The 13,627-nt window shown below is 62.1% G+C and carries 11 protein-coding genes; all 11 read right to left on the reverse strand.

All coding sequences use genetic code 11. The features are described from left to right. Positions 1–92 precede the first annotated feature (92 nt). Positions 93–1,034: an ROK family protein gene (locus MMB49_RS05210; RefSeq protein ID WP_017143424.1), complete on the reverse strand. Its 942-nt coding sequence runs from the start codon at positions 1,032–1,034 to the stop codon at positions 93–95. Positions 1,035–1,262: 228 nt separating this feature from the next. After that, positions 1,263–3,518 carry a 1,3-beta-galactosyl-N-acetylhexosamine phosphorylase gene (gnpA, locus tag MMB49_RS05215; RefSeq protein WP_047272254.1) on the reverse strand — a complete coding sequence of 752 codons (2,256 nt, stop codon included), beginning with the start codon at positions 3,516–3,518 and terminating at the stop codon, positions 1,263–1,265. A gap of 251 nt (positions 3,519–3,769) precedes the next feature. Then, the gene (locus MMB49_RS05220; protein ID WP_047272256.1) at positions 3,770–4,720 is read right to left on the reverse strand and encodes a carbohydrate ABC transporter permease; all 951 of its coding nucleotides are present in this window, start codon (positions 4,718–4,720) and stop codon (positions 3,770–3,772) included. Continuing rightward, entirely contained in the window at positions 4,720–5,691 is a 972-nt protein-coding gene (locus MMB49_RS05225) for a carbohydrate ABC transporter permease (RefSeq protein ID WP_013363513.1), read from the reverse strand. Before MMB49_RS05225 ends, MMB49_RS05220 begins: the two co-directional genes overlap by 1 nt. Before the next feature lie 176 nt (positions 5,692–5,867). Beyond that, positions 5,868–7,175, reverse strand: a complete 1,308-nt coding sequence (locus MMB49_RS05230; protein WP_047272258.1) for an ABC transporter substrate-binding protein — start codon at positions 7,173–7,175, stop codon at positions 5,868–5,870. 492 nt (positions 7,176–7,667) lie between these two features. After that, positions 7,668–9,281, reverse strand: coding sequence for an anthranilate synthase component I (gene trpE, locus MMB49_RS05235; RefSeq protein WP_022174122.1), 1,614 nt, complete (start codon positions 9,279–9,281; stop codon positions 7,668–7,670). Beyond that, positions 9,281–9,697: a phosphoribosyl-AMP cyclohydrolase gene (gene hisI, locus MMB49_RS05240; protein WP_003819257.1), complete on the reverse strand. Its 417-nt coding sequence runs from the start codon at positions 9,695–9,697 to the stop codon at positions 9,281–9,283. Before hisI ends, trpE begins: the two co-directional genes overlap by 1 nt. An 81-nt stretch (positions 9,698–9,778) precedes the next feature. Continuing rightward, positions 9,779–10,552 carry an imidazole glycerol phosphate synthase subunit HisF gene (gene hisF, locus MMB49_RS05245; RefSeq protein ID WP_003813327.1) on the reverse strand — a complete coding sequence of 258 codons (774 nt, stop codon included), beginning with the start codon at positions 10,550–10,552 and terminating at the stop codon, positions 9,779–9,781. 149 nt (positions 10,553–10,701) lie between these two features. Next, positions 10,702–11,892, reverse strand: coding sequence for a 23S rRNA (adenine(2503)-C(2))-methyltransferase RlmN (gene rlmN / locus MMB49_RS05250; protein WP_013363517.1), 1,191 nt, complete (start codon positions 11,890–11,892; stop codon positions 10,702–10,704). A 70-nt stretch (positions 11,893–11,962) separates the two neighbouring features. Beyond that, on the reverse strand, positions 11,963–12,949 hold the full coding sequence (locus MMB49_RS05255; RefSeq protein WP_003813332.1) for a phosphatidate cytidylyltransferase: 987 nt from the start codon (positions 12,947–12,949) through the stop codon (positions 11,963–11,965). Positions 12,950–13,065: 116 nt separating this feature from the next. Continuing rightward, on the reverse strand, positions 13,066–13,620 hold the full coding sequence (gene frr, locus MMB49_RS05260) for a ribosome recycling factor (RefSeq protein ID WP_003813334.1): 555 nt from the start codon (positions 13,618–13,620) through the stop codon (positions 13,066–13,068). Positions 13,621–13,627 lie beyond the last annotated feature (7 nt).

Raw genomic sequence — 13,627 nt, forward strand, 5'->3', positions numbered from 1 at the left:
TCAGGGAGCGGCCCTCGATTCATGTTCTGCTCACATCCGGCCGTGCGGCCCGGGTGGTTTTGGAAACTCCGTCGCCGGTACCGGTGTGCCTATCAGGCCTCCGGCGCGGCCCACGCGGCGCCCAGCGCTCCGACCGGCTGGTCGAGTTGCGCAAGCTTGATGCGTTCGCCGAGATGCAGGCCCGTCAGGAACGGGCAGGTGCGCTCGCGCACGCGCAGTTCGTCCAGGGTGACGTCGATGAGCGGCTGGCCGGTCTTCGCCATGCCACCGCCGAAGATAATCATGCGCGGGTCATAGGATTGTGCGACGATCTGCACGGCGTCGACGATGGCGTGGGTGACCATGACGAGTATGCGCTGGGCGTCAGGCTCGCCGCGACGGGCGCACTCGATGAGATCCGGCATCGGAGGCTTGCCTTCGACCGGCCAGTGACGGCCGACCGACGCACCGGAGCACACGGTCTCAAGACAGCCGCTCTGCCCGCAGGGGCACGGGAAGCGGTTCGGGTCGATCGGGATATGGCCGATCTCGCCGGCGGCGCCGCTGAAACCGTGCTGGACGACGCCGTCGACGACGATGCCCGCGGCGAGTCCGGTGCCGAAGTTGAGGAACACGATGGTTCCTTCGGGGTGGGATCCGCCGACCATACGCGCGGCGCCGACCGCGGCCGCATTGACGTCGTTCTCGACGTGCACGGGAATACCGAGGCGCTTGCCCGCTTCGGTACCAAGCTCCAGCGTATCGATGTCGAGGTTGACGACGTTGTCGACACGACCGGTTTCTGGATTGACCTGTCCGGGGATGCCGATGCCGACCGTGGCGACCTGATCGAACAGATCACCGGCCACCTCATGGGTGATCGATACGACGTCGTCGATGACCTGCGCGTTGCCGCGTCGTGCGGGAATGCGCACGTCGTTGCGAACATTATCCTGCGGATCGACGAGAACGGCCTCGATCTTGGTGCCGCCGATGTCGATGCCGACGCGGAAGCGGTCGGCAGGTGTCTGCTGTGCTGTATCCTGCACTGTCATGTGTTGTGTCCTTACGTAACAGCGGATATGCGCGGTTCGCACATCCTTGACGAATATGTGGGGCAAGGCATATCGTCATGCCTTGCCCCACCGATGGGTCTGAGTGCCAGGGCCTCCGGAGGAAGGAGAAGGAAAGCACGGAAGCCCTGATCCTCAAGTCTTGCTGTCCGATCCATCTGTCCCCGTCCGTCCCGCATCATGCCGCGGGACGGACGGGGACTGCACAGATCAGAGGTTGCGCCAAGCGATGGCGCTCTGGTCGAGGTCGAAATGCTCGACCGAACCGTCAGGCAGAGCCACATCCGTGGACTGCGGACGGTCGGTGTTGTTGATCACGCAGTACTGGCCGGCATCGGGGAACACCGCGACCTCGCACTCGGGGTTGGTGGAGCTGTATGCCGTGTACTTGTCCTCGTTGTGGGAGGCCCAGAACAGGGCACGCTCCAGCAGACGGGCGTTCGCGGCCGAGTAGGGCAGACCGGAGATGTATACGCCGCGGCCCTTGCCGTACTCGTTGACCGCGAGCTGCACCTGACCACCGTCGGCGCGCAGCAGCGTCACGTCCTCGTTGACCGGGAACGTGTTCGCGACCGGCTCGCCGAAGTCGATGCCGCCAAGCGGCTTGATGCCCTGGCCACCGCCGCAGCCCGACAGCGGGATGCGGTATCCGGCCTTCTCCCACGCTTCGCGGGCGGCGGGATCGACATGCACGTCGGCGGTGATGAAGTGCTCCGGCGTGACGGTTGGGAAGTACTTGTCCACCGACAGCGTCTGGTAGCGTTCCTCGTCCACGCCCAGCACGTCGGCCAGCTGGAAGAAACGACCAGCCTGGAAACGGGCCAGCGAACTGGGCTCTCCGACGCCGACGAATGCTCCGCCGCCGCGCACCCAGGCGCGCAGGGTCTCGGTCAGCTTCGGGTTCTTCCACACGTCTCCACCGGTGAACGCGGTGTCGACCGGGCCACCGTTGATGATCACGTCGATGTCGTCGGCGACGCCATGCTCCAGCACGTCATCGAAGCTGATGAACCGCACGTTCACGCGCATGCCCGACAGCGACTCCAGAATGCCGTAATACGAATACGTCTGCTTGTTCGGCAGCGCGTGGGCGACCGTGAACGCCATCCACGAACGCATCTTGCCCCACGAGTTCAGAATCGCCACGTTGAGCTCGCCTTCGGCGGCGACTCCACCGGTACGGTCATGGATGTCGCGGAACTCGTCGGCGATGTGGGTGACGGTATCGACGAACTTCGGGAACTTCGCGGCCAGCGACAGGTATCCGCCGTAGCCCATACGCGAAATCGGGGAACGCAGGATGGCACGACGCGCTTTACGCCAGTTGTCGAGACCTTCGATGCTCGGATCGTTGCCCTCGTAGAACGTGTCGGGGAAGAAGTACGGCAGGAAACGACCCTCCGTGTACTTCACGCCCGGGATGTCCGCGATCATGCGGGTCGTGGTGCCGTCACCGATCGAACCGACGACAGCATCCAGACCCAGATCCTCGAAACCATCCTTGTACGGCTCGGTACCGATCCACTGGTCACCCAGGAACATCATCGCTTCCTTGCCGGCCTCGTGGGACATGTCGGCGAGCTTCTTGACATTGGCGCGAACGAAACCGGAGAGGAAGTCGATCCAGTCGCGTTGGGCCTTGCGCGGCACGCGCCACGCGGAGTTATAGGCGCCGCCATCTACGAAGTCTTCGGGGCGCAGGCGGTAGCCGTACTCCTTCTCGAAGTCGTCGAGCGCGGCCGGGCTCACGGTGCAGGCGCATCCGAACCAATCCACGACCTTCTCGCGCTGCTTCTGGTCGAACAGCAGCGTGAACTGGTAGAAGAACGTCGTGAAACGCACGACATCCACCTGCGGGTTGTCCTTGAGCCACTGCTCGAACGTGTCGAACACGAACTTGCGCGTCGCCGGGTGGTAGATATCGAACGGAATCTCGTGCTCCTTGTCGCCCCACCCGTTCGTCAGGTGGTTGTACATCTCGACCGGATCCCAGATGATGTACGCGAGGAACGAGACCGTGTACTCGTGCATCGGCGTCGCGCCGGAGACATGCACGGTATCGGTGTCCTCATCAAGCGTCCACAGGGAGGCATCCACGACCTCATTGGTGGTGCGGTCCACGACTTCCCAGTACTTGTGCGGGTCGGCATCACGGTTCGGCTTGAGCTGCTCCTCGAAGAAGCCGTCCATCAGGGGAACATCCACGATGTCCGCTTCCGCCAGGACGCGCCCGGTGAGCAGGTACACCTGCGGGGTCTCGTCCATGTGCAGCGTGATCCACTCGTTGTGTGCACGGGTCGGGAAGTAGGCGCTGTAGATCTTCTTGCCGAGTGCGAGCACGGACTCGTCAAGGTGTGTGCCATCGGAATTACGGATGGCATCAGCGCCCCACAATTCGGCAAGTTCCTTGGTTTTTTCAGCGAAGTTCTCTTCACTGGGCAATGTGAAGCGGCCAGTGCTGGTCATGGGTTCTCCTTCTTGGGAACAGTCATCGGGGAAAGATATATGGGTGATGAAATCACGAAGGCCGATGAAATGGCCGGCATCATCGCAGGCCCGCTGGATCCTGACTGCGCAAATCCTTGACGCCTACGATGACGCTGGACGATGGTAATCGTGTCACTGATCGAGGTGATGGCCGTACCGCCCGGCACTCAGTGACACATCATGCCGGGCGGCGGTTCGTGGTTTTCTCCCGCACATGGCGGGAGAAAACATCAGCCCTTGACGGCGCCGGCGGCCAGGCCGGACTGCCAGTAGCGCTGGAGACCGAGGAAGATCACGATCACCGGCAGCACGCCGAGCAGTGCGCCCATCATCAGGGCGCCGCGATCGGTGAATGTGGCCAACGACACCATACCGTACAGACCCAGGGTCACCGGCTTGAGGGTGTCGGAGGACACCATCATCAACGGCAGCAGGAAGTTGTTCCACGTGGCGACGAACAGGAACAGGAAGATCGTCACCATTGCCGGGGCGAGAAGTCGCAGCACGATGGTGAAGAAAATCCTGGCTTCGCTCGCGCCGTCGATGCGGGCGGCTTCAAGCAGTTCATCAGGCACAGAGCTCTGGGCGTACGTACGGCCCAGGAAGAAGCCGAACGGCGAGACACAGCACGGGATGATGATGGACGCCATCGTGTTGGTCAGCTTCAGAGCGTGGAAGATCGAGTACTGGGGGATGGTGAGCAGGGCGGCAGGCATCAGCATGCAGGCCATGATGATGCCGATGGCGACGTTCTTGCCGCGGAAGTTGAACTTCGCGGTGGCGTAGCCAGCCATGACGGACACGATGGTGCCGATGAGTGCGGAGACGCCCGAGTAGATCAGCGAGTTCAGCACCCAGCGCCAGAAGTTGCCACGGGTCCAGCCGAGCAGCTTGGAGTAGTTGGTGGCCACGGCGTTGGGGATCTGGTCGAGCGACACGGAGAACCACAGGCCATTGCCGCTGGTCATCTGGGAGGGCGTCTTGGTGGACGCAATGATGGCCCAGTAAATCGGGAACAGGAAGTAGATCAGCGCCAACACCAGTACGATGACCGTAAGTGTCTTGACTGCAGGCGACGGCCTCATGGAACGGGGCAGATCGTGCTGTGCAGCCTCGCGCTGCTTCTCCAAACGACGTTCGCGCTTCTTGTTCGCGCGCGCTTCAGCGGTTGCAGAGCTCATTACTCGTTCACCTTCCTTTCAGCAAGGGTGTACACGACGGCAAGCAGACCTGCGATCAGTGCCATGACGATGGCGATGGCTGATGCGGGGCCGTCACCTGACGGGGTAAGCGTTCCCTGCGAAGTATTCATGGCCATCATCATCGGCGTGTACGCCTTGGAGATGCCCGGATCCGCGGTGGACATGATCTGCGGCTCGTTGAACAGCTGGATGGTGCCGACGATGGACAGCAGCATGGCGAGCAGCGCCGCGCCACGCACGTTCGGCAGCTTGATCTTCATGGCGACCTGGAAGCCGTTGGCACCATCGATGCGGGCGGCCTCATACAGGTCGTGCGGGATGGCCTGCAGCGCGGCGAGGAAGATCAGCATGTTGTAACCGGTGAACGTCCAGGTCGTGATGTTGGCCATGGAACCGAGGACAACGTTGTTGGCAAAGAAGTCGACATGGATGCCGATGGACTCCAGACCCTTGACGATTGGGGAAATCTGACCGTTGTACAGGTAGACCCAGATGATGGAGGCGACGACGCCGGGGATGGCGTAGGGCAGGAAGTAGCCCAGACGGAAACCGGTAACGTGCTTGACGACAAACGAATCGATGACCATAGCCAGCGCAAGGGCGGCGATGATCATGATCGGCACCTGGATGACGGTGTAGAGCAGCACATGGCCGACACCAGTCCAGAATTTGCCGGAAGTGATGACGTATTGGAAGTTCTGGAATCCGACGAACTCGTTGACCAGTTCGCCGCCGCCATAGAGGCCGCCGCCTTGGCTGACCTGACGGAAGAAGCTGGAATAGACGGCCCAGATGATGGGCAGGAGGAACACGAAGGCGAACAAGATTGCGAACGGCGCCATGAACGCCCAGCCGGTTCGGTTCTCGCGCTTGAATGCCTTCGAGCGCTTTGGCTTTGCGGCGGCGCGTTTCGGCGCGGCACCCTTGGCCTGAGTAATGGATGCAGTCATAATACAAACCTGTCTTTTCGAAAAACAGAAAAACGATTCCACGAGCATGTACTCTTGGACATATGAAAGGCCGGAGTCCGAATCCCCGGCCTTTCATTTTATGATGCCTGAGGCATCGGGGGTCTTGGGTGATGGACGGAACTTTTCAGCTTATCCATCACCGGACCGGGTTATGTTCACTCCTTGACAGGGAGCTTGGCGTTCTTCAGCGCTTCGACGGAAGTCTTCTGAGCGGTGTCGAAGATGTCGGAGACCTTGGCGTCACCAGTGGCGGCCTTGGCAGCAGTCTCGTTCATCGCTGAACCCACGGCGGAGAAGCCCGGGATGTAGTTGAACGAAGCCATGTTGTCGTTCGCTTTCTTGAACTCAGCCATGATGTCCTGGTTGCTGAAGAACTCGGACCACGCAGCCGGAGTCTTGGCAGCCTCAGTGGTGGCGGCCACGACCAGACCCTGGGAGACCAGATCCGGAACCTGGGTGTTGAACCAGTCGAGGAACTTCATGGCCTCGGCCGGGTGCTTCGAGCCCTTGAGCACAGCCACGCCGGAACCACCGTCGGAGCCGGTCTTGGTGCCGTTGCCGAACCAATCGGGCAGCTGGGCGACCTTCCACTCCCCCTTGCCGGTGCCACCGGCGGAGCTGATGAACAGCGGGGCTTCCCAAGCGGCAGCCACAGTGCCGATCAGCTGACCCTTGTTAATGGAGGCGTCGAAGGACGGATCCCAACGCGGGTTGGTGAGCGCGGACTTGTCGTCGAGCAGCTGCTGGTACACCTTGGCCACGGCCTTGGAGCCTGCAGTCTGGGTGTCGACCTTCCAGGCATTACCCTCAGTCTTGTACCACGCGCCGGAAGCGCCGGAAGTGCCGGACATCGTCATCATGCCCTCATCGGGCTGGAACGTCATGATGTACTTACCCTGGGCGGCGGTCTTCTTGGCGGTCGCGATAAGCTCGTCAGCGGTCTTCGGCACGGTGATGCCGAGCTTCTCGAACTCCTTGGCGTTGTAGAAGTACGTCAGGGGGCCGGTGTCCTGCGGCAGACCGTAGGCCTTGCCACCGATCTGCATCATGGAGAACGGACCCTCAGCGAAGTGGTCCTTGTACTTTGCGGCCTCTTCGGTGACGTCCTGCAACAGGCCCTGATTGAAGACCTCAGGCAACTCGGCGTATCCGACCTGAGCCAGATCAGGAGCGGCGCCGGCCTTGACGTCGGTCGCCAGCTTCTTGATCATGTCCTGAGCCGCACCATCGAACTTGGTGGCCTTGACCTGGATGTTCGGGTTGTCCTTGTTCCACTTGGCCACGATGTCATTGACCAGCGTCATGCCCTTGTTATCCGGCAGGCGATGCATGTAGGTGATCGTCACCTTTTCGTCTTTGGGGGTATTGCTGCTGTTGTTCGTGGATGAACCGCAACCGGCAAGGGCGATGCCCATGACAGTCAGCGACGCCAGACCAGCAAGCAGTCGTTTCTTAGCTACCATATTCCTAACTCCTCCATTGAGATGGATGTTGCCTCCTCGTCGTGGCAACTAATTAGTTAGTGTAAAGGCATGCCAAGGAAATGTCAACTACATTAACATTTGTGTCGTGTCACCGGTCACACAGATGGTAACCCACGGCGTGCAACACCGCCCGCCAGTAAGCATGACAGATTTATGTATATAAAGTTTACAATTTATTTTTTTTCTCTTCTAGTCGTCAAGGCCATCCCCATCGACAACAACGGAGTCCCCCGCGAAAAACCTTACGGAACACCGGCCTATACGGCGTGTCGTCCATTCCTTCGACGCTCGAATCAAGCTCATCCTCATAATGTGACACTCCTCACATTACCAGAGTCATTCTGGTCACGCAGCCATCTTCATCCTGCTCACGCGACGACCGCAATGCCGGGCACGATACGGAAAACGCCCCGGCGTGTCATCAAGGACACGCCGGGGCGGGGCGCAAAGGCGATCGGTACCGCGGGGCGTCTACTCGACGCTACGCAGCTGCGCTGCTATCTGGATGGCCTCGACACTGGCTTCGGCCTTGCTTCGCGTCTCCTGCCATTCGGTGGCGGGCACCGAATCGAGCACGAGACCGGCACCGGCCTGCACGCTGGCCTGATGATCGCGCAGGAAGGCGGTGCGGATGGCGATGGCCATGTCCATATTGCCGGAGAAGTCGAAATAGCCAACTGTCCCGCCGTAGATGCCTCGGTCGGCCGCCTCCAGCTCGTCGATGATCTCGATCGCGCGGGGCTTGGGAGCTCCGGACAGCGTGCCCGCCGGGAACGCCGACATGAACACGTCGAACGTGGTCAGGTTCGGATCGACCGTGCCAGTAACCGTCGAGCAGATGTGCATGATGTGGCTGAAACGCTTGATGTCCATCAGCTGCACGACCTCGACGCTGCTGGGCAGGCAGACCTTGCTCAAGTCGTTGCGCGACAGGTCGACGAGCATGATGTGCTCGCTACGCTCCTTTGGATCGGCGAGCAATTCCTTGGCAAGGCGCTCATCCTCTTCCGGAGTGGCGCCGCGCGGACGGGAACCGGCGATCGGGAAGGTCATCGCATGCCCGTTGTCGACCTTGATCAGCGTCTCGGGGCTGGAACCGATCACGTTGAAATCGCGTCCCTCGGCGTCGGTGAGCGTCATGAAATACATGTACGGACTGGGGTTGAGCGTGCGCAGCACACGGTACACGTCGAACGGGTCAGCTGGCGAATCCAGATCCAGACGCTGGGATATCACCGTCTGGAACACATCGCCGTCGACGATGTGCCGCTTCGTCTCCTCCACCCAGCGCTCATACTCGGCCTTGGCGGTGCGGAACCGCAGCTGGGGCTGGGGCATGCTTCGGTCAAGCACGCTCACGCGGGCCTCCCCCGCCACCGGCGTGGCGGCCTTGCGCTGCATGGCATCCAGCCGTTCGATGGCCTCGTCATACGCGGCATCGGCGCGGGTCGGCCGGTCGTCGACGTTCACCGCATTGGCTATCAGCCACACCGAGCCGGACACATGATCGACCACTGCGATGTCGGTGGCCAAGGCCAGCGTCACCTCCGGCTGGCCGGTCTCATCCGGCGCCTCGGCGCGCAGTTTGGGCTCCCAATGGCGGATGGCATCCCAGCCGACGGAGCCGACCAGTCCGCTGGTCAGGTTCGGCAGTCCGGCCACGTGCGGCGCCTTGAGCACCTTGAGCGCGGCATGGGCCACCTCAATCACGTCACCCTCAGTGGGCACTCCGGCCGGCACCTGGCCGAGCCAGTTCGCCTTGCCGTGATCGGAGCGCAGTTGAGCCATCGAATTGACGCCGATGAAGCTGTATCGGCTCCAGGAACCACCGTATTCCGCCGATTCCAGAATGAACGTTCCCGAACGGCCCCCGGCGAGACGCTCGTAAAAGCCCACGGGCGTCAACGAATCGGCGAGCAGTCGCCGCACGATGGGAACCACACGGTATCCGGCGTCGGCAAGCCGATGGAACTGGGCGCGGTCCGGCCATGTGCCGCCCCATTCGAGAGGCTCGACGCTGCACGCGGCCCCATCATCGTGCAGGCCGCCGGCCACACCGGCATCGTCAATACGCCGCTCGCTCATCACGCATTCTCCTGTTCCGCGGTACGGTTTCCGACGACGACCGGCAACGGGCCGCCCTCCTCGAAGCACGAGCGCTTGCCGGTATGGCAGGCGGCACCCACCTGGTCGACCTGAACCAGAATCGCATCGCCGTCACAATCCAGCGCCAGGGACTTCACATACTGCACATGGCCGGACGTGTCCCCCTTGCGCCAGTATTCCTGACGGGAGCGAGACCAGAACGTCACGCGACCGGTCGTCAACGTGCGCCGCAGCGCCTCGTCGTTCATGTAGCCGACCATCAGCACCTCGTGCGTGTCATACTGCTGGATGACCGCGGCGACCAGCCCGCGCGCGTCACGCTTGAGCCGCGCAGCGATGCGCGGGTCGAGTTCGTCGGTGTTGTCATAGTCGATGGTGGATTGCGTATCTGTCATGTCCTTCATATTCCTGTTCATGTCCCTATGGAGTCGTGTTCATGCATGCGGCGAATCATCGCCGTCCGGTTCCGCCGCGATTCATAGGCGAACCGTGTATCCCGCGGACCGAAGCGCCTGCTTGACCTCGCGGATGGTCACCAGACCGTAATGGAAGATCGACGCGGCGAGCACCGCATCCGCACCGGCGGCGATGGCCGGGGGAAAATCAGCGGCCTTGCCCGCGCCACCGGAGGCGATGATCGGTATCTTGACCTCGCGGCGCACTGCCTTGATCATCTCCAAATCGAAGCCCTCACGGGTGCCGTCCGCGTCCATCGAGTTGAGCAGGATCTCGCCAGCGCCCAGTTCCTCGGCCCGCTTGACCCACCAGATCGCGTCGATGCCGGTGGACTTGCGCCCACCCATCGTGGTCACCTCGAACCCGGACTGCGTATGCTGTTCGCCCTGCTCGCGGCGGGCATCGACCGACAGCACCAGCACCTGATTGCCGAATCGGTCGGCGACGCGGCTGATCAGCGTCGGGTCGTTGATGGCTGCGGTGTTGACGCCCACCTTGTCGGCGCCGCAACGCAGCAGCGAGTCGACGTCCTCGGGAGTACGCACGCCTCCGCCGACGGTCATCGGGATGAACACCTGCTCTGCGGTGTGGCTGACCACGTCGATCATGGTCTGGCGGTGCGAGCTGGAGGCGGTCACGTCCAAAAAGGTCAGCTCGTCGGCACCCTGACGGTAGTACTCCCCCGCCAGCTCGACCGGGTCGCCGGCATCACGCAGGTTCTCGAAATGCACGCCCTTGACCACTCGTCCCGCATCGACATCTAGGCATGGAATGACTCGGACGGCCAACGACATGATTGCTCCCTTATCAAGCTCGGTTGTTGTACGGACACCAAGGGTAGCGTCCGCCCGTTACAGCAGTGCCGCGGCGTTCCGCTACATGGGACGGGAAGGCCGCGCCCTCTGCGGTTCGAGATTCGCGGCCTGCAGCAGTGAGAGCGCGGTTAGGCCGCGAAGGCCTCTTTGGTCTTGGCGGCGAGCTGGCCGCAGGCGCCGTCGATATCGGAGCCTCGGGTGTCACGCAGGGTGGCCGTGATTCCGGCATGGTGCAGGATATCGAGGAACTGCTGCTCATCCTCGGGCTTGGATGCGGTCCAGCGAGATCCCTCGATCGGGTTGAGCGGGATTGGGTTAACATGCGCCCAATCGTCGCCGTAATGGTTGAGCCGCTTGGCCAGCAGTCGCGCGTGCTCGGCCTGGTCGTTGATGCCGCGCATCAACGCGTATTCGATGCTGACGCGGCGCTTGGACGACAGGAAGTAATCGTGGGCGGCGTCGAGCACCTGAGTGGTGTTGAAACGCTTGTTCATCGGCACGAGCTCGTCGCGAAGCGCATCACTGGGCGCGTGCAGCGACACGGCCAGACGCACCGGGATGCCCTCGGCCGTGAGCTTCCTGATGCCGGGCACGACGCCGACGGTCGATACGGTGATGTTACGCGCGGAGATGCCGAACCCTTCGGGAGGCATCGCGCTGATCTGGCGCACGGCGGATAGCACGGACCGGTAGTTGCCCATCGGCTCGCCCATGCCCATGAACACGATGTTGCTGAGCCGGCCGGGGCCTCCGGCCACTTCGCCGTCGCGCATCATACGAGCGGCGACGCGCACCTGTTCCAGAATCTCGCCGGTCGACATGTTGCGGGTGAGTCCAAGCTTACCGGTCGCGCAGAACGGACAGCCCATGCCGCAGCCGACCTGGCTGGAGATGCATAACGTGGTGCGGTTCGGGTAACGCATGAGTACGGATTCGATGTGAGAGCCATCGAAAAGGCGCCACAGCGTCTTGATGGTGGTGCCCTGATCGGCCACCTGATGGGTCACCTCGTCGATCAGAGGCGGGAAGAACGCCTCGACGATATCGCCGCGTGTGGCGGCAGGCAGGTCGGTGAACGCCTCGGACTCGGTCTCCAGCCGGCCGAAGTAATGGTTCGCCAGCTGCTTGACACGGAACTTCGGCAATCCCAGATCCTTCGCCCTGGCGATGCGCTCGTCAGGCGTCATGTCCACCAGATGCACCGGCGGCTTGCCCCGTCGGGCATGGTCCTTGGACAGCACGTCGCGGAAAGCCCCCTTGTCGCCGGGGGTGATTCCGGTCTCCGGCTGTTCCGCATCCTGCGCATGCCCGGTCGTCATTGCTCCTCCATCATCGTTCGTATCTTGTCGTCGCTTCCCGCATCGTCATGTCCGATCGTCGAGACGACCGTCACATGCCGACAATCCACAGCAGTCCGGCCAGGAACGGCGCGCACATGAGGATGGAATCCACACGATCCATCACGCCTCCATGACCCTTGAGCAGGTGTCCCATATCCTTGATGCCGATATCGCGCTTGAGCATGGACGCGCACAGGTCGCCGAACGTGCCTGCGACGCCGGTCAGTACTCCCATGACGATCGGAACCCACCAGCGCGACGCCCACACCGCGCCGTCATACGTGCAGAAGAACACCGCGAACGCGCCGATCATCGCGAACAGGATCGAACCGAACAGTCCCTCGACCGATTTCTTGGGGGAGATGCGCGGCGACAGCTTGTGCTTGCCGAACCATGCGCCGAAGAACAGGCCGCCGGTATCGCTCAGGGCCGGCAGGAACACCAGCGTGATCGCGTGCGCGACCGGATGCCCGTTGAACACCAGCGACAGCACGATGCAGCTGGCCAGCGTAGGGATGTACAGCACGGTGAGTATCGAGACAGCGACATGCGACAGCCGACTGTGATGCAGTTCGCCTTTCTCATGATTGAACGACGACTGCTCGCGCGCGGCGGCGTCGGAGCTCGACAGCTTGGATGCGACGGCGAGCGAAAGCCAGTTGCCGAAGCTGAACCGGGCGGTGGCGAGAATGGCCACCAGCATCAGCGTCGCCATCGTCAGCAGCGCCATCGTGCCGAAATGGTACGGGCTGTAATAGGTGCCGAGCAGGATGGCCGCCGAACACAGCCACAGCGCGACGACCGGGATATGCAGACCGACCGTGGCGAAATCGACACGGAGCTCCCACAGCGCAAGCACCATGAACACGACGATCAGCAGCACGAACACGTCGATGCGGATCAGCAGGCTCGCCAATATGATGATGACGAGCACCGCGCCGGTCGCGACCGCCTGCGGCATGTTGCGCCCGGTCTTCTTGTTGATGTTCGCCAGGGCCTCCTCGGCCTCCACATGAAGCTGGTCGTTGTGTTCCATGATGTTCAACCGCCTCCGTAAGTCGATGGTGCCATGATGATTCTGCCTTCATCATAGCGAACCGGACGAGGCGATGGTCACATGCCGCGTCCGGTTCAACGATTTCGTCATGAAGGTCAGACCTCCATGATCTCCTTCTGCTTGGTCTCGAACAGCGCGTCGAGCTGGTCGGTGACCTGCTTGGTGACCTTGTCGAGCTCCTTGAGCAGACGATCGCCCTCGTCCTCGCCCATCTCGCCGTCCTTGACGGACTTGTCGATGGTCTCCTTGGCCTTGCGGCGGATGTTGCGCACGGCGACCTTGCCGTCCTCGGCCTTCGACTTGGCGAGCTTGACGTATTCCTTGCGACGCTCGCTGGTCAGCTCCGGCATGGTGATGCGGATGACGTTGCCATCGCGGTTCGGGTTGACGCCGAGATCGGAGTCGCGCAGGGCCTTCTCGACCTTGCTGGCCTGGGACACGTCGAACGGGGTGACGGAAAGGGTGCGGGGCTCCGGCACGCCGATGGACGCGACGGCCTTCAGTGGAGTCGGAGCACCGTAGTAGTCAACGACGATGCCATTGAGCAGCGCGGGGTTGGCGCGGCCAGTGCGGATGCCCGCGAAGTTCTCCTTGGTGTTCTCTACGGACTTGTTCATCTGTTCCTTGGCTTGTTCGACAGGATTGGCCATTTTGTGC

The sequence above is a fragment of the Bifidobacterium sp. SKU genome (assembly GCF_026016405.1).
GTDB lineage: Bacteria > Actinomycetota > Actinomycetes > Actinomycetales > Bifidobacteriaceae > Bifidobacterium > Bifidobacterium bifidum.